Consider the following 22,643-nt stretch of genomic DNA (forward strand, 5'->3'; position numbering starts at 1 on the left):
AGTTGTTAATGATCTTCTTGATACTTGTCTATTCGCTCCATACCAATTTGCCGTCTACAATCGTCGCAATCGGCCAGCCCTTCAAGCTCCAGCCGCCGAACGGAGTATTCGTCCCTTTGGAGAGGAACGAAGTGGGATCTACAGCACGCTCGCTCGTCAGATCTACGATCGTCAGGTCGGCAGGCGCTCCAACTTCAAGCCGCCCCGAGTTCAGTCGGAATACGCGGGCCGGATCGGATGTCATCCGCTGCAGCAAGAAGCCGAGCGTCCAACGTCCCGTCTCTACGAATTTCGTATACAGCAGCGGGAATGCCGTCTCGAAGCCGACAATTCCGAACGGCGCCAGATCGACTCCGCGCGCTTTCTCCTCGGCGCTGTGCGGCGCATGGTCCGTTACGATCATGTCAAGCGTACCGTCCTCCAGCGCTTCGATGACCGCCTGCACATCGCGCGGCGAACGCAGCGGTGGGTTCATCTTCCAGTTCGCATCGTTCAGCCCCGGGATATCCTCATCCGACAGCAGCAGATGGTGAGGACACACTTCCGCCGTCACCCGAATGCCGACTTGCTTGGCTAGTCTGATCAGGCGTACAGATTGCTCCGTGCTGACATGGCAGACGTGGTAATGTACGCCTGTCGCCTCGGCCAGCAGCACATCGCGGCCGACGTGTATCGCTTCGGATTCATTCGGAATCCCCTTCATGCCGTGCTTCCGTGAGAATTCACCTTCCGTCGCCCATGCGCCTTTCACCAGTGAGTCGTCCTCGCAGTGAGCAATTACCGGCATATCCAGCGATTGTGCCAGTGCCATTGCATCCTTCATCATCTGTGCATTCTGCACACCGACACCGTCGTCGGTAAAGCCAATCGCTCCAGCTTCCTTTAAGGAAGCGAAATCCGTCAATTCCCGTCCAAGCTCGCTCTTCGTGATCGCTGCGTACGGAAGCACCTTGACTATCGCTTGGTCCCTCGCCTTGTCTACGATATAGCGCACCGTCTCCGCCGTGTCCGTAACAGGACGCGTATTCGGCATGCAAGCGATCGTCGTGAAGCCGCCCTTTGCCGCCGAGCGCGAACCGCTCTCGATATCTTCTTTATATTCGAAGCCGGGATCGCGGAGATGGACGTGCATGTCGATAAAGCCGGGAGAGAGCAGCTTGCCGTCCGCATCGATCGTCTCGGAGCCGCCCGCGTCGACAGACTCGGAACCGTTCACGATCGATGCGATTACTCCTTCTTCGATTCGTACATGCTTCCTCTCCAGCTCACTCCGCTCCTCGTTCCACACACTAGCATTCATGATCCATAAAGACATTCACGATTCCCCCTACCAGTCTTTAGTATGAACAAACTTTTATTTATCCGAACGCTCTTTCGATAACGGCCATTCTGACCGGTACGCCATTCTCCATCTGAGGGAAAATACGCGATTGCGGATGCTCGACAAGCTCGTCATCGATCTCCACATTGCGATTGACGGGCGCGGGATGCATGATGATCGAATGGCTTGCGATCTGTCTCGCCCGCTCCACCGTCAGGCCATACTGCTCGCGGTATTGTTCCGCGGAGGTGATCATGCCCTTCTCGTGCCTCTCCAGCTGAACGCGCAGCATCATGATCACATCGGCCTTCAGCGCTTCATCGATGGAGATATAAGGCGCATCCAGCTCCGGCGCGACCATATTCGTCGGTGCGCAGAAGCTAACCTTCGCACCAAGCTTGCGCAACGCGTACAGATTGGAGCGCGCAACGCGGCTGTGAAGAATATCGCCGACAATCGCCACATTCAACCCTCTTATATCGCCGAATTGCTTGCGCATCGTGTATAGATCGAGAAGCGCTTGAGTAGGATGCTCGTTATTGCCGTCTCCCGCATTGATCAGCGGTACTTTAATTCGCTCCGCTAGCTCCGCCAGCACGCCGATCGGCTTCAGCCGTATAATACCGACGTCGATGCCCATCGATTCCAGCGTCCTGACCGTATCATAGATGGATTCGCCTTTCTGCACGCTGGAAGCGGCCGCCGAGAAGTTAATGACTTCGGCTCCTAGCCGCTTCTCCGCCACTTCGAAGGAGAAGCGGGTGCGAGTGCTGTTCTCGAAAAACATATTTGCCGCGAACTTCCCCTTCAGCTTATCGTGCACCTTCTCGACATGTTGTTCCCAGTATGCCGCACGATCCAGTATGGACAGGATTTCGTCCGCATCCAGCTGCTTGAGCCCCAGCAGACTCCTCGTTCCCGTTGTTGTCATCGTCATTTGGCAAGCCCCCTCTGATGTTTAATCGTCACTCTGTCCATCAGGTCGATCTCACTTAAGAAAACCTGAATTTGCTCTTGCTTGGAGGTAGGTACGTTCTTGCCAACAAAGTCGGGTCTGATCGGCAGCTCACGATGGCCGCGATCGACAAGCACAGCCAATTGCACGCTCTGCGGTCTTCCGCTGTCCATAATTGCATCTAGCGCCGCGCGTATCGTTCGTCCCGTATACAGAACATCATCGAACAAAATGACTCTCTTGTCCCTAACTGACAGCTTTGCGTTATTCGCGGCGCCCGGTTCAGCCGCCGCTTCAACACACATGGAAGTGACTTCCAGTCGATCGTCGCGATAGGAGGTAATGTCCAGCTCCTGAACTGGCACCGGCTTGCCTTCAATTTCCGCTATGCGTTCCGCTATTCGCTCAGCCAGATAGATGCCTCTGGTGCGAATGCCGACGATGACACAATTCTCGATTCCCTTGTTCTTCTCGACAATCTCATGGGCAATGCGCGTCAGCGCCCGTCTGATTGCCGCTTCATCCATAATGATCAAGTGTTCAGCTTCCGTCATAACCGAGAACTCCCTTCTCTGGCTTGTTCACCATTGCCCGCCGGCAGCGTCGCACAAAAAACTCCTTGCGGCAAGCGCAAGGAGTTGTGAGATTCAGCCTGAAGAAACGCACCTTCCCCAGTACTCATCCATCAAGAGATACTGTGCGAAGACGCTTCGTTCTTCTTCTTATTGACCTGTGAATCACGCTACCTTGCCAGCCTCACGGGACTGAGTTAAAGGTACTGCTTCGTATCATTAGAATTATCCCACGTTCGACATGTTCTGTCAAGCTTAGATCCGTTACTTCTATAAGGCCAGCTTGCGGATGCGCTCCACTGCCTTCTCTGTATTCTCACGACTGCCGAATGCCGTAAGTCGGAAGTATCCTTGACCGCTCTGTCCGAAGCCGACGCCCGGCGTGCCCACAATGTTCGCCTCTGTCAGCAGCTTGTCGAAGAACGTCCACGAATCCAGGCCCTGCGGCGTCTTCAACCATAGATATGGCGCATTTACCCCTCCGTATACATCCAGTCCCAGCGATGCGAGTCCGTCGCGGATCGTCTCCGCATTGGACATATAAGATCGGACGAGAGACGCAATCTGCTCCTTGCCTTCGGGCGAATAGATTGCGGCAGCTCCGCGCTGTGTTACATAGGATACACCATTGAATTTCGTTGTATGCCTGCGGTTCCACAGGTCGTTGATAAGTACATCATTGCCGCTGGCGTCGAATCCCTTCAGCTCGCGCGGCACGACCGTATAGGCGCAGCGGACGCCGGTGAATCCGGCTGTCTTGGAGAAGCTGCGGAACTCAATCGCCACTTCCCTGGCCCCCTCCACCTCATAGATGCTATGCGGAACGTCAGCTTCCTGAATGAAGGCTTCGTATGCGGAATCGAACAGAATAACGCACTTGTTCGCCCGAGCGTAGTCGACCCATACCTTCAGCTCGTCTTTGGTAAGCGTCATTCCCGTCGGGTTGTTCGGATAGCACAAGTAGATCAAATCCACGTTGTCCTTGGGAAGACTTGGCTTAAACGCGTTTTCAGCAGTACAGTCCAAATATACAATATTGTCAAATCGCTTCGCTGCTTCATTATATTTGCCGGAGCGGCCAGCCATCACATTCGTATCCACATAGACGGGATAGACAGGGTCTTGAACGGCAATGATACTGTCCGCACTGAAAATCTCTTGGATATTGCCGACGTCGCATTTGGAACCGTCGCTGACGAATATCTCGTTACCAGCGAGCTCGACGCCTCTAGTCTTATAATCGTGTTCGATTATGGCGTTGATGAGGAAATCGTAGCCTTGCTCCGGCCCGTATCCGCGGAAGGAGTGAGGTGCGGCAAGTTCGTCGACTGCGCTATGCATAGCTTGAATGACCGCATTGGGTAAAGCTCTCGTCACATCTCCGATTCCGAGACTAATGATCTCCGCATTGGGGTTATCTGCGATATATTTCGTTCGCCGCTTGGCAATCTCGGAGAACAAATAGCTGCCCTGCAGCTCCAGAAAGTTTTCATTAATGTGCGTCATATTGGAATCACCTATCCTTATTCATTATTATCCTCATCATGTCAAGAATAACGCAGAAAGCGGTCTGCCATAATGAATAATATGAGCAAAAGTTTGCACTATTTGTTTTTGCCAAGCACACCACCGCATTCTTCGAACAGAAAAAAGAAAGCTTACGACTTGCGCAAGCTTTCCAACACATGCTTCATATCCTGAGGCATATCAGCCCGAAACTCCAACCGTTCCCCGCTTCGAGGATGGGTAAAACCCAATACACCAGCATGCAGAGCCTGTCCATCCAACACGACCGTCTTGCTCCTACCGTACACCGGATCGCCTGCAAGGGGATGGCCGATGTATTTCATATGGACGCGAATTTGATGCGTTCTCCCCGTCTCCAGCTGCAGCTCTACGAGCGTATAGCCAGCGAGCCGTTCCAACACAGCGAAGTGGGTGACGGCTTCCTTCGCTCCCCTGTCTGTCACGGTAAACATCTTGCGGTCATGCGGGTCCCGGCCGATTGGCGCATTGATCGTACCATTGTCATGCGGCAGATCGCCATGAATGAGTGCCACATATTTGCGAGTTACAGAGTGCTCCTTCAGCTGCTCCGCCAAAGAATGATGGGCCAGATCGTTCTTGGCAGCCATTAGCAAGCCCGTCGTATCCTTGTCGATGCGATGCACAATGCCAGGACGCAGCAACCCGTTAATGCCGGACAGATCTCGGCAATGATGCATCAATGCATTAACCAGCGTACCGGTCATATGCCCGGGCGCGGGATGCACGACCATGCCGCGCGGCTTGTTCACGATAATAACGTCGGAATCCTCATAGACGATATCCAACGCTATGGCCTCAGCCTGAATCTCCGCCGCTTCCGGTTCCGGCAGCTTCAGCTCCACACGATCGGATGTCGCAAGCTTGTAATTGGGCTTCACCGAAGATCCGTTCACTTGCGCCAATCCGCGCTTGACCCAATCCTGAACTGCCGTCCGGGATACGGATTGCTCATCCAGCATATCCGTCAGCCACTTGTCGATTCGCTCTCCGACATCCCCCTCTTGTATGTCCCATTCCATCACTTCGTCTTGCTCCTTATACCGTTTGCTGTTCATGATCCTCTTGCTCCTTGCCGTCGTCTCTTCTCATTCGAGCCTTTTCTTCCTTCATGCCAAGCAGCGTATCCAGCATAATAAGCCCTACGCCAATGACGATCGCGGAATCCGCAATGTTGAAGATCGGGAAGGTATAGCTTCCAAAATTGAATTTAAAGAAGTCCACCACTTCGCCGAACCGGACTCGATCGATGAAGTTGCCGACGGCGCCGCCAAGTACAAGCCCTAGCCCGATCATAAGCACCGGCTTGGCAGACTTTCTCATCATTTGTATGTACCATATCAGACCAATTACAATTATGACGGTAACAATGATAAAAAAAGTTCTCTGTTCCTGCAAAATGCCAAAAGCGGCCCCACGATTGCGGTGTGAAGTGATAAGAAAGAAATTACCGATTATACTTATTTCATCATCGATATTCATTTTTGTTTTCACGATCAGCTTGGTGATGAAATCCAATGCAAGCACCAATAAGCTGATCCAATAAAAGTAATAACGCATCCCATCACTCCTAAAGTCGGTAATCAATTCATCTAAGTGTATCATATTGGGCTGCCAACGAGCCAGCAAGCCTTCAGTCTTTCCTTCGACTTGTCCTTCCATGCATGTCCACTAGTTAAAGAGCTGCCTTGCGGTCAAACTAAGCTTGATTCACAAGCATGCAGAAGGAGGAGCTTCAAGATGAATGATCTATCACCTAATCAGCTCGACTTGCTGCGCAGCCGACTGAAGGATGAATATGAGGCGATACAATCCAACATTATGAAGTCCGAACATGACGGCCTTGCCCGCTCGCTTAGAGACGAGACGGGAGAGCTGTCTCCAATCGACAATCATCCCGGAGACTTAGGAACAGAGCTGTACGAGCGCGGTAAGGATATCGCCCTTCTGGAGCAGCAAGAACTTCACATGCAACGGATAGAGGCAGCATTAAGAGCAATTGAGGATGGCTCTTACGGCCAATGCGCCTCATGCGGCGAGCCGATCCCGTTCGAGCGGCTGAATGCGCTGCCCGATTGCTTGTATTGCATTCAGCATGCTCCCCGTTCCCTGCTGTCCGACAAACGTCCTGTGGAGGAGCAGTTCCTGCATCCCCCATTCGGCCGTACCAGCATGGATGAACATGAGTATAGCGGCTTCGACGGCGAGGACAGCTGGCAGATCGTAGAGAATTGGGGCAACTCCGATTCGCCCGCAATGTCGGAGAATCGGGACGCCCCCGATTACAATCATATCGCCATTGATGCGGAGGAGAATGACGGTTATGTGGAAGCGATGGAGAGCTTTCTTGCCACCGACATTACGGGCAGGCATGTAACCGTCATTCGCAATCGCGAGTATGACGATTATATACACAGCGATGAAGGCGATCATGGCCTTGATGCGGAAGCTTAATAGTTTTTTACATCAAGCTGCATTTGAACGATTCTGACGATATCCGCTATGTAGTCTCCGATTATGGGCAGATTAAGCGCACCCAGAATCTGTAGCACGTACAAAATAGTCGCTGCGAAGAACGTAAAGCCGATCGCAATACCGATTCCTCGGGCCATTCCCGCTAACAAGTTGCGCCACATAAGCTTGAATGGCCGATTCAGAAGATCGATATAATCCGCAATATGCGTTCGTTCCATCTGCGATGCGATATGCTGCATGCGCTTATTGAGCGCTCCGAGCGATTGATGCAATGCTCGGAAATCAGTCTCTTGCTCCTGCTCAGCTTGCTCTGTAAGCTTCACGTTATAGCCTTTTTGCCCTCTCTTTTTCATCATACCGGAAATCTCCTTTGCCACTCTACGGAAATAAGCCCGTTTCGCCGGCATGGCGGGCGGGCTTATTTCTATACTATATCCCTATTTCTTGATGAAAATGCCGATTTCTTTGTCACCTAGCGCGACGCGCTCCATTCCTCCTACTGACTGGTAAGCGACGCTGCGCACCAGCACGTTGTCCTTCAGCACGTCTTCGAAGGAGGCAAGCGCAGCCTCCAAGACGGAGTCAACATCCAGTACGAGGTCGATTCGCTTCTCGATCGGCAGATCCAGCTTCTTCCTCGTATCCTGAACGGCGCGAATCACTTCGCGCACCCAGCCTTCTTGCTCCAGCTCCGGCGTAATTTCCGTATTGAGGGCAACTGTCATGCCGTTCCCCGACGCGGAAGCGAATCCACTCTTCGCTTGCTTCTCCACAAGCAGCTCCTCAATCGCGATGTCCTTCGATTCTTCCGGCGAATCGAAGCGGAACGAACCGCCTCGTACGATTGCAGCGGCCTCTTGGGCTGTCAGAGCTTTGAGCGCATTCTGGATCGGCGACACCAGCTTCCCGTATTTACGTCCGGCCAGCTTCAGATTAAGCTTCAAGCTGAAATCAACAAATCCGCTGTCGGATGTCTCCACCTTGATGGATTTGACATTGATCTCATCCTTAATAATAGCCTCATATTCTTCAATAGCGAACTCCCGATCCAACGATACAATGAGCTCCGACAAGGGCTGACGCGTCTTGATTGAAGTTTCGTTGCGAACGTTGCGCGCAAGCTCGACGATGGTCCGCGCGCTTTCCATGTCGCGCTCCAGCTCCTGGTCGATCATTCCTTCGTCTACGGTCGGATAATCCGCAAGGTGAACGCTTCGCTCACCTCCAAGATTGCGATAGACGTCTTCGGACAGCATCGGCGTATACGGTGCCATCAAGCGGGCCAGCGTCAGCAGCACTTGGCGCAACGTGCCGTATGCGGCTACCTTGTCTTCGGTCAAGCCGCTTCCCCAGAAGCGGTCGCGGGAGCGTCTAATATACCAGTTACTCATCTCATCGACGAATTCTTCAATCGCCTTGGCCGGATTCAAGAAGTCGTTGGCATCCAATCCTTTGGTTACCGTCTTGATCAGGCTGTTGAGACGCGATGTGATCCAGCGGTCCAGCTTGCCGGTCGGCTTCGCTTCACCGTGCTGCTTGTAATCGTAACCGTCGATGGATGCGTAGAGCGTAAAGAACGCATGTGTATTGACGATCGTGTCGATTACTTTGGACTTCGCTTCGCCGACAATTCCGCGCGAGAAGCGCTTGCTGTTCCATGGCGCGCTGTCTCCAAGCAACGCCCAGCGGAACGCATCTGTGCCGAATTCGTTAATGATCTCCCACGGGTCGATCACATTGCCCTTGGACTTCGACATCTTCTGGCCGTTCTCATCCAGAATATGGCCTGTGGAGATGACAGCTTTATAAGGCGCCTTCCCATTGTACAGCGTCGATACGGCCAGCAGGCTGAAGAACCAGCCACGTGTCTGATCGATGCCTTCACATATGATGTCCGCCGGGTACTGCTGCGTGAATTCCTCTTCATTCTCGAACGGATGATGATGCTGGGCGAATGGCATGGACCCGCTGTCGAACCATACATCGATCACTTCCGGGGTGCGTCTCATGACCGCGCCTTCCTGGAACGGGCTCTTCAGCACGATATCGTCCACATAAGGCTTATGCAGCTCGATGTCCTCAGCGACTTCGCCGACTGCGCGCGCTCTCAGATCCGCTATGCTGCCCGGCGCATATTGCTTGCCTGTCGCTTCGCATATCCATACGTTAAGCGGCGTTCCCCAGTAGCGATTGCGGCTGATGTTCCAGTCGACAAGATCCTCCAGGAATTTGCCGAAGCGGCCTTCGCGGATATGACCAGGATACCAGTCTACGCCATTGTTATTGGCAATCAGCTGCTCCTTCACAGCCGTCGTCTCGATGAACCAGCTCTCCGTCGCGTAATAGAGCAGCGGAGACTTACAGCGCCAGCAGAACGGATAGCTATGCTCATAGCGCTCCTTCGCATACAGTAGCCCCTTCTCGCTGAGCATCTTCACAATGTCCACGTCGCAATCCTTGACGAAGCGGCCGGCCAGATCCGTTACCGCCTCGTCGTAACGGCCAGCGTTATTGACGACGCTAAGCATGCTTATACCATTCTGCCGCGCCACCCTGTAGTCGTCCTCGCCGTGTGCGGGAGCAATATGCACGATGCCCGTACCGCTCGTATCGCTGACGAACTCACCGGCAATGACGATGTGTCCCTTCTCAATCGGCACATAGCGGAACGGCGGCTCGTAAGCCTGACCGACAAGCTCTTTACCCGTCAGCACGGAGAGGATCTCATATCCCTCCTTCAGCACATCCTCCGCCAGATTTTTCGCCACAATGTACACTTCTCCGTCCTTACGCGCGCGCACATACTCCAGCTCCGCATGAACGGCAAGCGCTACATTGGCTGGCAGCGTCCATGGCGTCGTCGTCCATGCCAGAATATAATCGCCGGATTCCGCCAGCTTGAATTTTGCCGTTGCGCTGAGATCCTTCACATCCTCATAGCCTTGCGCGACCTCATGCGAGCTGAGCGTCGTCTGGCAGCAAGGACAATACGGGCTGACGCGGTGTCCGCGATACAACAAGCCCTTCTCATGAATGCTGGATAGAATATGCCAGACGCTTTCGATGTATTCATTTTTCAGCGTAATATAAGGATTGTCGAGATCCGTCCAGTAGCCGATCGCTTCCGTCAGCTCGCGCCACTGTTTTTCATACTCGAACACACTGTCCTTGCATTTTTTCACGAACGCTTCCACACCGTAGTTCTCGATCTCCTGCTTCCCTGAGATGCCTAGTTGCTTCTCCACACCCAGCTCCACGGGCAAGCCATGGGTATCCCAGCCTGCTTTGCGCACGACCCGATAACCGGCCATCGTCTTGTACCGACAGATGAAATCCTTGATTACCCTGCCCAACGCATGGCCGATATGAGGCGCACCGTTAGCGGTAGGAGGTCCTTCGTAGAATACAAAATTCGGCTTTCCTTCTCGGTTGGCGATGGACTGCTTGAATGTGTCCTCTTCTTGCCACTGCTTCAGTATCCGCAGCTCACGGCTGCGTGCGCGTTCCTTCACATCTACACGCTGCATCTCTCATAACTCCTTCCAGTATTTAAAAAAATAAAAAAAACCCGCCCCTTAATAAAGGGACGAGGTCTGCTCGCGTTACCACCCTTGTTCCGCATGCGTGTCCCGCTTCAATAGAAGCGGTGAATTCATCGCTATGCAAGCGACTATTCGCCATGCGGCGCTCTGGTCACGAACCGCCATGGATTCGTGTTCCCGGTAACGGGGGAATGCCGTCGAAGCTTACTGACCATGCAATATGGCGTTCCGCTTCGCTTCTCGGAGATGATATTCCGCAATAGCTCACACACCGGCTTTCAGCGATGACCGGCTCTCTGGGGAATGAGTCTAAGCGTACTCGTTCTCGTCGACGAAAGTGAAATGTAATGATTGATATTAGTTATAACGCAATTGTCCGTTTCTTGTCAAATCAGCCCCGCAGCAGCTCATGTCTGGCACTCTCGTCCGAATTATCGAGTGATTCCCAGCTGTCCTGCGACAGCAATTCAAGCTGCGCTTCCACAAGCGTGCGGAATCTTGCCCGATAGATAGAAGCCTGCTTCTTCAGTTCCTCCACCTCTAGAGCAATTTTGCGGGACTTGCTTAAGGAATCGTTCACGATGCGGTCGGCATTTTTTTCCGCTTCCTTGATAATCAGCTGCGCTTCCTTCTTGGCATTGTTACGCACTTCATCCGCAGCTTCTTGCGCCACAATAATCGTCTTGCTGAGTGTTTCTTCGATATTGGAGAAGTGATTCAGCTTTTCCTGAAGCGTTAGCATATTGTTTTGCAGCTCTTTATTCTCGCGAATGAGCGCTTCATAATCTTTGATGACCTGATCCAAAAACTCATTCACTTCATCCTCGTCGTAACCCCGCAAGCGACGCGAAAATTCCTTGTTATGTATGTCCAATGGCGTAAGCGGCATTGGCGCACCTCCTATAGACTTGGTCCATTCCTCTATTACAACGGCTTCCCTGAGCAAGCGCTGTCTTCTGAGATGACTCATTCGACAGGGATGAGCATTTTTCCTGCTGACAATTAAATAAATTTGCCGATGGCCAGCCGTATTTTGCCTTTTTTTGTCATACCGTCCACATGCAGCACCTTGAACCGGCCCAGCCCCTTCATGGATACGACATCGCCTTCGCGAAGGAGCGTCGAAGGATTCTCCTCCGTTCGCCAGTTCACCTTGCATCTTCCAGCACGTATCGGATCAACCACCTTGGATCGGCCCATCCTATACACATCGCTCGCTATGCCGTCAAGTCTCATGGAGGCGACGGACAGACTTGTCTCCTCCAGCTTCTGCTGAGCCGGCTTCAGCTTCTCCAGCGGCAGCAATTCTGTCAGCACATGGGTGCGATGCACTTGACGAAGGTGGATAAGCGTATAGTCCGCCATCTCCTCCGTCACGAGAATGTGACAAAAGCTGTCATGGGGATGAATGTCGCCTATACAATCCCGCTTCACGCCCAGCCCAAGTATTGCGCCAAGGAAATCGCCATGATCCAATGCGGAGAAGCTCGTCCCAGGAGCAGTCACTTCCAATACGGCGATTCCCGGCGGTTCGTCCTCCAGATGCCTGTAATCCGGCGCAATAATCGCCCGCTTCCGCTCCGCTCCGGGATGTCCACCTTCCAGCCTGACCGTCACATCGCCGTTGCGGTTCGCCAGCATAGTAACGATCTCCCCTTGTCTGGGGTCCAAAAAATCGGTCCGCCGCAGCTCGTGAAGCTGCGCGGACCGCTCAATCCATTCCTCCGCCCGATCAATAAAGGGCTTCTCCTCGGGATGGAAATGCTCGTATAGGGTTGATTTCATATCGTTATCTTCCTTAACCTACGCCCAGAAGGAATCCAAGCACCGAATATAATCCCAGCTTGATGAAATTCAGGGCAAAGATCGCAATAATGGGCGACAGATCCAGCACGCCGCCGATGGGCGGGATAAACTTGCGGAATATGCTCAAGTAAGGCTCCACAACCTTCGCAAGCAACTGCCCGATCTGGCTTTCGCGCGCATTGGGGAACCAGGACAGCAGGACGTAGCCAATGATCATGTAGGTATAGATGTCTAAAGCATAACGAACAAATTCCAGAATATAGTATTCCAAACCTTAGGTCACCTCATTTTGTTGTAATCGTGCTCTTCCGCCAGCATTTCCGTTATGGCGCCTTGAATTTCCACCGAATCAGGCGTGCACAGAAAAATTTGAGGTCCGAGCTTGGAGATGCTGCCGCTTAAAGCGTACACTGTCCCGCTTAAGAAATCAACAATTCGCAGCGCCAAGTCGCTGCGGACCCTTTGCAAATTGACGATCACGGCTCGGCGAGATCGGAGATGATCGGCAATTTCCTGCGCTTCGTCGTAGGAACGCGGCTCACTTAGCACAACACGCATATTTTTCTGCGAATGGATGCTGACAACATTGCTTCCATGCGCCCCCGAAGATTGGCTTTTGGCATGTTTACGCGCTTCAAAGGGAGTCATCTCAGCCTCTTGCTCCTCGTCTTGCGGCACACGTTGGCGCTCGACCACTTCCTCTTCCTCTTGCAACCCCAGGAAGTTCATAAATCGATTCATTACGCTCACGCTCATTCCTCCTCTTTCCCCATTAGGATGGTTCCAAGCCGTATCCATGTAGCTCCTTCTTCGATGGCAACCTCAAAGTCGTTGGACATGCCCATTGACAGGTGGCGAATGCCGCAGCCTTCGCCGTAACGAGCCTCTATCTCATCACGCAGCCGCCTGAGTGAGCGGAATACCTCTCTACACGCTTCCGGTTGAGATTCGAACGGCGCCATCGTCATTAATCCGATCGGCTTCACGGCGGGGTAATCGCTAAGACATTGTATGAATTCATGCACGTCTTCCCGGTTCATGCCATGCTTGGAAGACTCGCCGGAAACATTGACTTGAATAAAGCACGGAACAATGATGCCAAGCTTGATTGCTTGCTTATGTATAGCTTCTGCGAGCGAAAGCCTGTCCAAGGAATGGATGTATTGGAACTTTCCAACAACGTCTTTCACTTTATTGGTCTGCAAGGAGCCGATAAAGTGCCACACCGGCTTCTTCCCCTGTCGTTCCTCATCCCCGCTCAAAGCGCGCCACTTCTGCTCAGCGTGCTGCCAGCGGTTCTCTCCCAGATGTTCCAGTCCGAGCTCTAACGCCTCTTCGGCTGCAGCCAGCGATACATACTTCGTTACGGCGATAACGGAGATCTCATCCCTCTGCCGCCCCGATCGCTCGGCAGCTGCCGCTATTCGCTCTTCTACAGCTTGCATTCGTTCCTGCAAATTCATCATTTCATTCACCTTTCCGATAAGCCGATCCAGCTAACCATTCTGCCTGTGCGGCCGCCATCCGCCCGATGGGAGAAGAACAAGTCCCTCCGGCAGCTTGTGCACCATTTGCTTATTTCGATATGACTCGGCAAAATTCCTGCTTTTATCATAATCTGTCGGTTCAATTCTTTCAAGTTTATGTTAGCTTTCTCACCGATGAGCCGATCGAGGCATGATTCGGCCGTCTCATGACGGAATCCAAGCTCACGCATGACGGCATCAGCAGCCGAGATAACAGGACCGTCAACTTCATAGCAGCAAGAGCCGATCGAAGGACCGATGGCTGCCCGAATCGACTGCGGCTTCGTGCCGTAAGCCTCTCGCATCGCCTGTACAGTCTCTGAAGCGATGGATGCTACTGTGCCTCTCCAGCCGGCATGCGCCAGCGCAACGGCTCCGTTCTCCCCGTCATAGAAATAAAGCGGAACGCAATCCGCGTAATAGGAAGCAAGCAGAACTCCCCGCTCATTCGTCATAATAGCGTCTGCTCCCTGAATGGCATCCGCATGAAGCGTGCGGCCCTTCCCCCGCTCCTCCCGTGTCACCTTGCGCACCTCACAGCCGTGCACCTGCTCTGCGCAAGTCCATGCCTCGAAAGACCAACCAATGCTGTGAGCTAGAAGCTTGCGATTGCGTATCACGTCGTCCGCTTGATCCCCCACATGCAACCCCATATTATTGCTGTTCCACGGCTCTCGGCTTACCCCGCCCTGACGTCCGGTGAATCCCGCGGTTAGCCGGCTGTCAACTTGCTTCCAAGCCGGTATCAAAAAAAGCGAAGGCAATGATGAACTTGACGCTTGGAATGGTTCCATCCTCTCACCTCTGTCACTAGTGCGCTGTGAATTCCATTAATTCGCACGCTTGTTCTATCAGTTTAGCCTGTCAGGGGTTCATGTGCAAATCGTCAGCGTCTCCTTTAAGCTGTACCCTCTCATCCAGCCGCACCAATACAACATCCGTCCCGATCTTCACAATATTTTGCCAGGGAATGACAACCTCTGTACCTGCGCTTCCGAACAGCCCGAACATTTTGGCATACTGGGGCACGACGATGGAATCGATGCGGCCATGCCGCAAGTCAAGTTCCAAGTCCGTCACTTGCCCGAGCCGCTTGCCATCCACTATATTAATGACGTCCTTCGTTTGAAAATCGGATATTTTCATAAGAGACCACCACTTTTCTGCAGAATAATATCCCTTCCCAAGCTCTTATTATTACTATATGTGCCATTCGCCCAAAATGTCCTGCCCTTTGAAAATTACTCAATCACACCAGAACAACCTGGAACTATACTTTTTAACAACGAAAAAGAGGCCTCCACGAGCGGGAAGCCTCGGCCTCTTGTTCCATTCAAGTCTTCACATGCTTCTGCATCTGCCCAATAGCAGACTTCTCCAGACGGGATACTTGCGCCTGCGAGATGCCGATCTCGTCAGCTACCTCCATCTGCGTCTTCCCTTCGAAGAAGCGCATGGACAGGATCATCTTCTCCCGCTCATTCAGCTTGTGCATCGCCTCGCGCAGTGCAATCTCCTCTATCCACGAGACATCCTTATTGCGTTCGTCGCTGATCTGGTCCATGACATAGATGGGATCTCCTCCGTCGTGGTAGATCGGCTCGAACAGCGACACAGGGTCCTGAATCGCATCAAGCGCGAAGACGACGTCTTCTTTCGGTACATTAAGCGCCTCCGATATTTCGAAAATCGTCGGTTCACGCGAATTTTTGTTCGTCAGACTATCGCGTACCTGTAATGCCTTGTAGGCAATGTCCCGAAGACTGCGCGATACGCGTATGGGATTGTTATCCCGTAAGTAACGGCGGATTTCCCCGATAATCATGGGAACGGCATAAGTGGAAAATTTGACGTTCTGACTCAAGTCGAAATTATCGATCGCCTTCATAAGTCCGATGCAGCCGACCTGGAACAGATCGTCTACAAATTCTCCTCTATTGTTGAAGCGCTGAATGACACTAAGTACAAGCCGCAAGTTGCCGTTCACTAATTTCTCTCTTGCTGCCCACTCGCCTCGGGTTTGCAATGCCGTAAACAGTTCTCGCATTTCAACATTGGTCAGTACAGGCAGTTTCGCGGTATCCACACCACAGATCTCGACTTTATTACGGGTCAACGTGATTACCTCCCAAGGAGAAACATTAATGTACATTATCTCCCGGGGCACGTATTTTATTCTCTGAATGACAGGGTTCGACATTCGTGTGCTACACCATCTTGTTAAACTCCTTACGCAGACGCTTGATAATACGTTTCTCCAACCGGGAAATATACGATTGTGATATACCAAGCATATCCGCTACATCCTTCTGAGTCTTTTCTTCACCATCTGCCAGACCGAATCGAAGCTCCATAATGATACGTTCCCGTTCAGACAGCTTCTCCAGCGCCTTATGCAGCAGCTTTCTGTCCACTTGCTCCTCGATATTGCGATAGATTGTGTCGTTTTCCGTTCCCAGCACATCCGACAGAAGAAGCTCATTTCCGTCCCAATCAATATTTAGCGGCTCATCGAAGGAAACTTCCGTTCTCGTTTTATTATTGCGCCGAAGGTACATCAGAATTTCGTTCTCAATACATCGAGACGCATAGGTAGCCAGCTTGATCTTCTTCTCCGGATCGAAGGTATTCACCGCCTTTATCAATCCGATTGCGCCAATGGATACCAAATCCTCAATATGGATGCCTGTATTCTCGAACTTGCGAGCGATATAGACGACCAACCGAAGATTCCGTTCAATGAGCATGGCGCGAATCGCAGCATCGCCGGATGGCAGCTTCTGCAGCAAGTAATCTTCTTCTTCCCGGGTAAGCGGAGGGGGCAGCGCTTCGCTTCCGCCGATATAATAAATTTCTTCGCTCTTGAGCCCGAATAAAAATAATACACGGTAATAAAATAATTGAAAAAGCAGTTTATACTTGACGAGCATGGCCCATCCCTCCCCGATGAATTGTGCATGCCTTGTTACGTTTGTACCATTGACGGATGGATTATCGCTTGATATGCACCGTCTGATGCAAGCTTGCCGCCGTCCAAACCGATTAGTACCTTGTGTGTCTCATACACGATGCCCTCTCTTGTAATTTTGACCTTATCCGGCTTTAATGCCAACATGAATTGCGATCCGCGATTCACGCCGCGATATGGGATCAGACGCAGACGCTCCTGCCACTTGAAGGGCTCGTCGTGGAGTCCTGCAACCAGACGGTCTACTTGCGACTCCTGAATACTCTTCAGCCATGAGGCAGGCAATTCGTCTTGCCAACTGGATGCTTCCATAATCATCACCGGCGTACGAGACAGCGGGTCGTACAATTGATTGCCGGTATCGATTAGACCGGTGCATTCCCAACATAGATCGTCTATCATTACTTTTACATTTGCCAAATGAGTGTGCACCAGCTCCCGTTCCCTTTTTTGCGTCAAGACAGTGCGATAGATATATAGCCCTATACTGAACGCAGCGATGAAATAAAAAAAACCAAACTTCACTTCCGCTTGAACACTGCCGTCGGCGAAAGATATCGTTCTCCAAACCTCTCCCGAGCCCTGCATGAACAAATAATAACTACCAAGAATCGCTCCGGCGGCTACGAAGTTGACGCTATAGAACGCTCCTATCGTCCTCAAAAAATGCTGCAGCGAATGAAACCCGAAAGCGATCCACAGCATGGCAAGTGAAATGATGACCTTCACGACGACAGTAAACAGGAATGACAACGGTGGAAAAAGCATAAGTACAACATAGCAGGCGCCGAATGCTGCAGCGGCAAGAATACGGAACGGATTCGGTCTGCTGCGTCGAACCCATGCTGTCGTAAGCAGAATCACGCCGTCGAGCAGCAACTCGCGCAGAAACAAAATGTCAATATACAAAATAAAGAACCCCTTGGGAGAACGATTGAAACTAGTATATGGCAATCCTATTTCAAAGTCTGTCTATTTATGACGTCACGCCCACTCTTTTTTTGTCGACTTCTCGCCCATGACAAATAGCCCCTCAATGAGTTAGTGAGGGGAACCTGACAAAACAAGCTCTGGATGTGCGAAAACCTCCCCGGCAATGCCGGGGAGGTGGGATCATGCGTCTAATCCTCTATCTGTCGCCGCGTGGTGGCTTACGCAAAAATGCCGGTATCTCCAGCTGATCGCTGGAAAGACCTGTACCGAACGGCTTCACGTTGGAGGAACCGGCCGATTGTGTCGGCTTGGATTCACCCTGTTCCATCGTCCCACCGCCGGTGCGGCGCTGCTCAGACATAGCAGCTCTAGCTTCAAAGCCGGTGGCGATCACCGTCACCTTAATCTCGTCCTTCAAGTTCTCGTCGATGATAGCGCCGAAGATCATGTTCACATCCGGATCAGAAGCGGATATGACAATCTCTGCCGCTTCGTTCACTTCGTACAGCGATAGATTCGTACCGCCTGTAATGTTCATGATCACGCCGCGAGCGCCGTCGATTGATGTCTCAAGCAGCGGACTCATAATCGCCTTCCTAGCCGCTTCCGCCGCACGGCTCTCGCCAGTCGCTTCGCCGATTCCCATCAGTGCGGAACCGCGTTCCGTCATAATCGTCTTTACGTCAGCGAAGTCCAGATTGATCAGACCAGGCACGGCTATCAGATCGGATATGCCTTGCACCGCTTGTCGAAGCACATTGTCCGCTTCGCGGAACGCCTCCAGCATCGGCGTCTTCTTGTCCACGATCTCCAGCAAGCGGTCGTTGGGAATGACGATCAGTGTATCGACCTTCTCCTTAAGCGCCTCGATACCGATTTCTGCCTGGGCGGAACGCTTTCGACCCTCGAACGTGAACGGGCGAGTTACGACGCCTACCGTCAATGCTCCGCATTCCTTGGCTATCTCAGCAATAACGGCCGCTGCTCCGGTGCCTGTACCGCCACCCATGCCAGCCGTCACGAACACCATATCGGAACCCTTTAGCTGATTCATGATTATATCGCGGGATTCTTCAGCGGCTTTCTTGCCCACTTCCGGATTAGCGCCCGCTCCCAGACCGCGGGTCAGTTTATCCCCGATTTGCAGCTTGTGCTCCGACTTGGCCAGATGCAGCGCTTGCGCATCCGTATTGACCGTAATGAATTCCACTCCCTGCACGCCGTTCTCAATCATTCGATTGACGGCATTGCTGCCGCCTCCGCCTACGCCTATTACCTTTATCTGTGCGAGCTGTTCAAGCTCCAGGTCGAATTCCAACATCTCTCATAGTCCCCCAGTCAAATGAATTCATTAAACATATTTTTAATCCGCTCGAACATACCGGGTTTAGATGAAGCTGCGGGACCCGCTTTGCGGCTTGATGCTTTCTTCACAGAACCGGCTCCTCTTGCTCCCATATACTTCGATACATACTGTATCATCCCTACACCGCTGCTGTAGGAGGGATCCTTCACACCGATATAATCAGGCGTAGCAATACGAACGGATGATTCCAGCTCGCCTTGAGCAAGCTGAAGCGTTCCCGGAAGAGATACCCCTCCTCCGGTAAGCACATACCCGTTAACCTTGTCGCCGTAGCCCATAGTATGTATTTCTTGTGAGATCAGATGGAATATCTCCTGCATGCGCGGCTCGATAATGCTGGCCAGATCGCTCTGGGAGAATTCCTTCTCCAGATTGCTGCCCATGCGGGTCACCTTGAATCTTACATCTTCCGCCCCGTCTTCCACACGGGCGCAGCCATACTTTAGCTTGAATTTCTCCGCTTGATCGCTCTGCGTCCTGAGCCCGTAAGCAATATCGTTCGTGACGAACTCTCCGCCGATCGGCAATGTCGTAATGGCTGACAGTCCACCTTGTTCATAGATGGCGATTGTACAGGAGCTCGCGCCCAGATCAATCAGAGCGGTCCCAACCATCTTCTCATCTTTTGTCAGCGACATGACCCCGGAAGCGAGCGACAGCAGAATAACGCCGGAAATACGAAGTCCTGCTTTCTCCACACAGCGCATCAAATTATGTATAGCCGTCTTCGTGCCAGTCACAATTGTCGCTTCCACTTCCAGCCTTACGCCAATCATGCCCCGGGGATCCGAGATGCCCTCAAGGCCGTCTACCAGATACTGCTTCGGAACGAGATTGATAATCTCGCGTTCCGGCGGCAACGCGACAACTTTGGCCGCTTGCAGCACCCGCTCGATATCCTCTTCACCGATTTCTCGATCCTCATTGGATACGGCTACCACACCACGATTCGTCTGTAATCCGATATGATTGCCCTGGATGCCTACATATACATCAGATATTTGAATGCCTACCATGCGCTCGGCATGCTCAACGGCATTGCGGATCGATTGTACGGTTTGATCTATGTCGACGATTGCTCCCTTGCGTATGCCTTCCGAATCAGCAGATCCAACTCCAATAATATTAATGGCGCCACCATTCATCTCGCCAATAATAGCTCGAACCTTGGATGTACCGATGTCCAAACTTACGATGATGTCATTGCTGCTCAACTCGCGGCACCTCCGTTTCCGATAATATTGAGTGCAATTAATGTTGTATCATGATTAAGTCTATCTACATATTCAACGCTATTAATAATTTCCCTCTTTTTTCAACAAATTTTTATGAAACGATTCATCCCTTGTCGAATACGGTCGCACCGGCTTTTATCACCTTCGTCTCTTCTCGCTGCTATCGCCTGATACCCCGTTTTAGGGTATCTAAAATTCTACCATTCTTTGCGTGTATTGAGTAGTATCTTTTTGCTTAGAATTTCATCATAAGTACGAACATTTTTATGCTAATCCACATTAGCAGGACTCTCTTCCGCTCCATCGGTGTTAAAAGGCACGTACGTGTCCGCCAGCAGCATCGTAATTTTGCCAGGCTCCTGATGCTCGATCACCGCATGAAGCGCATCGATCTTGTCCGGCAGCACCGATACTGCTGTAATAACCTCGAACTTCGTGCGCGTGTACATGCGAATGCGGTCGGGGTAAGCCTTGGAAGGTACCGGGGATATCTCCGACAAATCCGCCAGTTGCTTCTCCGGGATGAGAGCCAGTTGCTTCGTCAGTTCCTTCTTCACGGGATCATTCTCCTTCCACCCCGTCAGAATGGGCTTGTCCACAAGCGTCTGCCGCTCGTCCGTGACCACTGCGCTCGTTCCGCTCGACAAGAGCGCTATCAACCCGCCCTCTGGCGCCAGCTCATAGGCCACGACAGGATATTCCTGAATCGTCATCTTGACAATGCCCGGGAACACTTTGACTACCTTCACGTCCTCTACGTGTGGAAGCTTCTTGACACCTTCCGCAATCGACGAGGATGGTGATTGGAAGAATGCATCGCCTACCTTGATGCCAGCCGCTTTCAGAATCGACTCATTGGTAGCAAATCGTGAACCGCTAATTTGTATTTCAGATATTTTGCTGATGGAAGAATTGAAGAATAGGACAGCAAGCAAGGCGAAAAATAGTAAAATGACGATAGCCAGCAGCCCTTTTTTGCCTTTGCGCTTACGCGCGGGTTCTTTTAGAACAGGCATTTGCGTGCTCATAACTTGTCCCTCTCTCCTCGATGCGTCGGCTTCCTCACTTGATGGCAGTCGCGCGAGGAAGCCGTTGTCGTTCTATCCTTTTCGCTATTGCGCATAGAATTGCTTGTTCTGCATAGTTGCATATCGGGTCATGCTCGCACCTAGCGATGTCATCATGTGCTCTATGCTCTCATAGCCTCGATCGATATGATGGACCTGTTCCACAACCGTCCGGCCCTGAGCCGCGAGACCCGCGATGACGAGAGCAGCTCCTGCCCGAAGATCCGTCGCCTCTACCGTTGCTCCATACAGCCTTGGCACGCCCCTGATGAATGCCGCATTTCTATCGACACGAATATCCGCGCCCATGCGAGTCAGCTCTTCGACATGCTTTAGACGTCCTTCAAATACCGTCTCCTTCATCATGCTTACGCCTTCGGCCAGCGACAGCAGTACCATGACTTGAGACTGCAGATCAGTTGGAAAGGCGGGATAAGGAGCAGTGACGATTCGCTCGACCGCCTCCAGCCTTCCAGCACTGCTAACCTTTATTATATCACCGTCCGTCACAATTGGAATACCCGCCCGTCTCAGAACGTGGATGAGGGAGGCCAGGTGGGCCGGCTGCGTATTGTGCAGCGTCACCTGCCCTTTTGTAGCTGCGGCAGCCACCATAATCGTCCCGGCTACGATGCGATCCGGAATAATGGTATAGCGGCACGGGTACAACTTCTCTACGCCCTCTATCGTGATTGTGTCTGTGCCTGCTCCCATCACCTTAGCGCCCATCGCATTGAGAAACCGCTGCAGATCCATTATCTCTGGCTCCCGCGCCGCATTAGTAAGCGTCGTACGCCCATTGGCCAGCACGGCAGCCATCATAATGTTCTCTGTTGCGCCTACGCTTGGAAAGCTCAGATGAATATCAGCTCCCCGCAATTTGTCGGCGCGGCATATAATACGGTTGCCCGTCTCTTCAATCTTCGCTCCCAGCATCTCCAGTCCTTGCAGATGGAGGTCGATCTTGCGTTCTCCGATCGCACAGCCGCCTGGGTGGTAGACTTGCGTTTCTCCGAATCTGGCCAGAAGCGGACCCATCAGAAAGATGGATGAGCGCATCTGCTTCATTAAGTGCTGGGGCACATGGGACTGATTGGCAGAAGTCGTGTCCAGCGACACCTTATCGCCTTTATGCTCTGCCCGGCATCCCAAATCGCGTAAAATGTTTAACATGACTTCGATATCGAGCAAATGGGGCACATCGTGAATGAATGTTGTGCCTTCCGCCAGCAAGCTGGCTGCCAATATCGGAAGGGCGGCATTTTTCGCTCCTTGGATAACAATGGTTCCTGAGAGAGGTTTCCCGCCTTCAATCACCAATTTGTCCAATGT

General features: G+C 52.1%; 23 protein-coding genes and 1 other annotated feature. Of the genes, 1 reads left to right on the plus strand and 22 read right to left on the minus strand.

Annotated features, from left to right (window positions below):
* Nucleotides 1-28: 28 nt before the first annotated feature.
* From ACFQ2I_RS12880 to lspA, 6 genes are all read right to left on the minus strand, one after another.
* Entirely contained in the window at nt 29-1,315 is a 1,287-nt protein-coding gene (locus tag ACFQ2I_RS12880) for a dihydroorotase (RefSeq protein ID WP_377564735.1), read from the minus strand.
* A gap of 43 nt (nt 1,316-1,358) precedes the next feature.
* Entirely contained in the window at nt 1,359-2,258 is a 900-nt protein-coding gene (locus ACFQ2I_RS12885; protein WP_377564737.1) for an aspartate carbamoyltransferase catalytic subunit, read from the minus strand.
* Nucleotides 2,255-2,830, minus strand: a complete 576-nt coding sequence (pyrR, locus tag ACFQ2I_RS12890) for a bifunctional pyr operon transcriptional regulator/uracil phosphoribosyltransferase PyrR (RefSeq protein ID WP_377564739.1) — start codon at nt 2,828-2,830, stop codon at nt 2,255-2,257. Before pyrR ends, ACFQ2I_RS12885 begins: the two co-directional genes overlap by 4 nt.
* Before the next feature lie 288 nt (nt 2,831-3,118).
* The gene (locus ACFQ2I_RS12895) at nt 3,119-4,354 is read right to left on the minus strand and encodes an LL-diaminopimelate aminotransferase (RefSeq protein WP_377564741.1); all 1,236 of its coding nucleotides are present in this window, start codon (nt 4,352-4,354) and stop codon (nt 3,119-3,121) included.
* Nucleotides 4,355-4,506: 152 nt separating this feature from the next.
* A complete protein-coding gene (locus ACFQ2I_RS12900; RefSeq protein WP_377564743.1) occupies nt 4,507-5,451 on the minus strand; it encodes an RluA family pseudouridine synthase in 945 nt (314 codons plus the stop codon).
* On the minus strand, nt 5,432-5,953 hold the full coding sequence (gene lspA, locus ACFQ2I_RS12905; RefSeq protein ID WP_377564745.1) for a signal peptidase II: 522 nt from the start codon (nt 5,951-5,953) through the stop codon (nt 5,432-5,434). The genes ACFQ2I_RS12900 and lspA overlap by 20 nt, the downstream gene beginning before the upstream one ends.
* A 180-nt stretch (nt 5,954-6,133) precedes the next feature.
* Here lspA and ACFQ2I_RS12910 point away from each other — a divergent pair, with 180 nt between their 5' ends.
* Nucleotides 6,134-6,847, plus strand: coding sequence for a TraR/DksA C4-type zinc finger protein (locus ACFQ2I_RS12910; RefSeq protein ID WP_377564747.1), 714 nt, complete (start codon nt 6,134-6,136; stop codon nt 6,845-6,847).
* Here ACFQ2I_RS12910 and ACFQ2I_RS12915 read toward each other — a convergent pair.
* The 16 genes from ACFQ2I_RS12915 to murA form a co-directional block, all read right to left on the minus strand.
* The gene (locus ACFQ2I_RS12915) at nt 6,844-7,221 is read right to left on the minus strand and encodes a DUF5665 domain-containing protein (RefSeq protein WP_377564781.1); all 378 of its coding nucleotides are present in this window, start codon (nt 7,219-7,221) and stop codon (nt 6,844-6,846) included. The two genes, ACFQ2I_RS12910 and ACFQ2I_RS12915, sit on opposite strands and share 4 nt — an antisense overlap.
* An 84-nt stretch (nt 7,222-7,305) precedes the next feature.
* The gene (gene ileS / locus ACFQ2I_RS12920; protein WP_377564749.1) at nt 7,306-10,395 is read right to left on the minus strand and encodes an isoleucine--tRNA ligase; all 3,090 of its coding nucleotides are present in this window, start codon (nt 10,393-10,395) and stop codon (nt 7,306-7,308) included.
* Nucleotides 10,396-10,447: 52 nt separating this feature from the next.
* Nucleotides 10,448-10,751, minus strand: a binding site (T-box leader).
* Between the two features lie 50 nt (nt 10,752-10,801).
* Nucleotides 10,802-11,299 (minus strand): DivIVA domain-containing protein, encoded by a 498-nt coding sequence (locus ACFQ2I_RS12925; protein WP_377564751.1) that lies wholly within the window; start codon nt 11,297-11,299, stop codon nt 10,802-10,804.
* Between the two features lie 113 nt (nt 11,300-11,412).
* On the minus strand, nt 11,413-12,195 hold the full coding sequence (locus tag ACFQ2I_RS12930) for a YlmH family RNA-binding protein (protein WP_377564753.1): 783 nt from the start codon (nt 12,193-12,195) through the stop codon (nt 11,413-11,415).
* 13 nt (nt 12,196-12,208) lie between these two features.
* Entirely contained in the window at nt 12,209-12,487 is a 279-nt protein-coding gene (locus ACFQ2I_RS12935; RefSeq protein WP_377564755.1) for a YggT family protein, read from the minus strand.
* Nucleotides 12,488-12,495: 8 nt separating this feature from the next.
* A complete protein-coding gene (locus ACFQ2I_RS12940; protein WP_377564756.1) occupies nt 12,496-12,966 on the minus strand; it encodes a cell division protein SepF in 471 nt (156 codons plus the stop codon).
* 2 nt (nt 12,967-12,968) lie between these two features.
* Nucleotides 12,969-13,679, minus strand: coding sequence for a YggS family pyridoxal phosphate-dependent enzyme (locus ACFQ2I_RS12945; RefSeq protein WP_377564782.1), 711 nt, complete (start codon nt 13,677-13,679; stop codon nt 12,969-12,971).
* Nucleotides 13,680-13,687: 8 nt separating this feature from the next.
* The gene (pgeF, locus tag ACFQ2I_RS12950) at nt 13,688-14,536 is read right to left on the minus strand and encodes a peptidoglycan editing factor PgeF (protein WP_377564757.1); all 849 of its coding nucleotides are present in this window, start codon (nt 14,534-14,536) and stop codon (nt 13,688-13,690) included.
* Nucleotides 14,537-14,606: 70 nt separating this feature from the next.
* Nucleotides 14,607-14,888 (minus strand): YlmC/YmxH family sporulation protein, encoded by a 282-nt coding sequence (locus ACFQ2I_RS12955; RefSeq protein WP_377564758.1) that lies wholly within the window; start codon nt 14,886-14,888, stop codon nt 14,607-14,609.
* A gap of 187 nt (nt 14,889-15,075) precedes the next feature.
* Entirely contained in the window at nt 15,076-15,858 is a 783-nt protein-coding gene (gene sigG / locus ACFQ2I_RS12960; protein WP_377564759.1) for an RNA polymerase sporulation sigma factor SigG, read from the minus strand.
* Between the two features lie 91 nt (nt 15,859-15,949).
* The gene (sigE, locus tag ACFQ2I_RS12965) at nt 15,950-16,672 is read right to left on the minus strand and encodes an RNA polymerase sporulation sigma factor SigE (RefSeq protein ID WP_377564760.1); all 723 of its coding nucleotides are present in this window, start codon (nt 16,670-16,672) and stop codon (nt 15,950-15,952) included.
* 35 nt (nt 16,673-16,707) lie between these two features.
* Nucleotides 16,708-17,619, minus strand: coding sequence for a sigma-E processing peptidase SpoIIGA (gene spoIIGA / locus ACFQ2I_RS12970; RefSeq protein ID WP_377564762.1), 912 nt, complete (start codon nt 17,617-17,619; stop codon nt 16,708-16,710).
* 220 nt (nt 17,620-17,839) lie between these two features.
* Entirely contained in the window at nt 17,840-18,964 is a 1,125-nt protein-coding gene (gene ftsZ / locus ACFQ2I_RS12975; RefSeq protein ID WP_377564763.1) for a cell division protein FtsZ, read from the minus strand.
* A gap of 17 nt (nt 18,965-18,981) precedes the next feature.
* Nucleotides 18,982-20,223: a cell division protein FtsA gene (gene ftsA, locus ACFQ2I_RS12980; RefSeq protein ID WP_377564764.1), complete on the minus strand. Its 1,242-nt coding sequence runs from the start codon at nt 20,221-20,223 to the stop codon at nt 18,982-18,984.
* 290 nt (nt 20,224-20,513) lie between these two features.
* The gene (locus ACFQ2I_RS12985) at nt 20,514-21,272 is read right to left on the minus strand and encodes a cell division protein FtsQ/DivIB (protein ID WP_377564765.1); all 759 of its coding nucleotides are present in this window, start codon (nt 21,270-21,272) and stop codon (nt 20,514-20,516) included.
* An 84-nt stretch (nt 21,273-21,356) separates the two neighbouring features.
* Nucleotides 21,357-22,640 carry a UDP-N-acetylglucosamine 1-carboxyvinyltransferase gene (murA, locus tag ACFQ2I_RS12990; protein ID WP_377564766.1) on the minus strand — a complete coding sequence of 428 codons (1,284 nt, stop codon included), beginning with the start codon at nt 22,638-22,640 and terminating at the stop codon, nt 21,357-21,359.
* Nucleotides 22,641-22,643: the final 3 nt, after the last annotated feature.

This window comes from Paenibacillus chungangensis, from assembly GCF_042675905.1.
GTDB classification, from domain to species: Bacteria; Bacillota; Bacilli; order Paenibacillales; family Paenibacillaceae; genus Pristimantibacillus; species Pristimantibacillus chungangensis.

Excerpts from the sequence above, each read along its gene's own strand:
- ACFQ2I_RS12880 (WP_377564735.1), bottom strand. The coding sequence starts at position 1,315 with ATGTCTTTATGGATCATGAATGCTAGTGTGTGGAACGAGGAGCGGAGT.
- ACFQ2I_RS12885 (WP_377564737.1), bottom strand. The coding sequence starts at position 2,258 with ATGACGATGACAACAACGGGAACGAGGAGTCTGCTGGGGCTCAAGCAG.
- pyrR (WP_377564739.1), bottom strand. The coding sequence starts at position 2,830 with ATGACGGAAGCTGAACACTTGATCATTATGGATGAAGCGGCAATCAGA.
- ACFQ2I_RS12895 (WP_377564741.1), bottom strand. The coding sequence starts at position 4,354 with ATGACGCACATTAATGAAAACTTTCTGGAGCTGCAGGGCAGCTATTTG.
- ACFQ2I_RS12900 (WP_377564743.1), bottom strand. The coding sequence starts at position 5,451 with ATGAACAGCAAACGGTATAAGGAGCAAGACGAAGTGATGGAATGGGAC.
- lspA (WP_377564745.1), bottom strand. The coding sequence starts at position 5,953 with ATGCGTTATTACTTTTATTGGATCAGCTTATTGGTGCTTGCATTGGAT.
- ACFQ2I_RS12910 (WP_377564747.1), top strand. The coding sequence starts at position 6,134 with ATGAATGATCTATCACCTAATCAGCTCGACTTGCTGCGCAGCCGACTG.
- ACFQ2I_RS12915 (WP_377564781.1), bottom strand. The coding sequence starts at position 7,221 with ATGAAAAAGAGAGGGCAAAAAGGCTATAACGTGAAGCTTACAGAGCAA.
- ileS (WP_377564749.1), bottom strand. The coding sequence starts at position 10,395 with ATGCAGCGTGTAGATGTGAAGGAACGCGCACGCAGCCGTGAGCTGCGG.
- ACFQ2I_RS12925 (WP_377564751.1), bottom strand. The coding sequence starts at position 11,299 with ATGCCGCTTACGCCATTGGACATACATAACAAGGAATTTTCGCGTCGC.
- ACFQ2I_RS12930 (WP_377564753.1), bottom strand. The coding sequence starts at position 12,195 with ATGAAATCAACCCTATACGAGCATTTCCATCCCGAGGAGAAGCCCTTT.
- ACFQ2I_RS12945 (WP_377564782.1), bottom strand. The coding sequence starts at position 13,679 with ATGAATTTGCAGGAACGAATGCAAGCTGTAGAAGAGCGAATAGCGGCA.
- pgeF (WP_377564757.1), bottom strand. The coding sequence starts at position 14,536 with ATGGAACCATTCCAAGCGTCAAGTTCATCATTGCCTTCGCTTTTTTTG.
- ACFQ2I_RS12955 (WP_377564758.1), bottom strand. The coding sequence starts at position 14,888 with ATGAAAATATCCGATTTTCAAACGAAGGACGTCATTAATATAGTGGAT.
- sigE (WP_377564760.1), bottom strand. The coding sequence starts at position 16,672 with ATGCTCGTCAAGTATAAACTGCTTTTTCAATTATTTTATTACCGTGTA.
- ftsZ (WP_377564763.1), bottom strand. The coding sequence starts at position 18,964 with ATGTTGGAATTCGACCTGGAGCTTGAACAGCTCGCACAGATAAAGGTA.
- ACFQ2I_RS12985 (WP_377564765.1), bottom strand. The coding sequence starts at position 21,272 with ATGAGCACGCAAATGCCTGTTCTAAAAGAACCCGCGCGTAAGCGCAAA.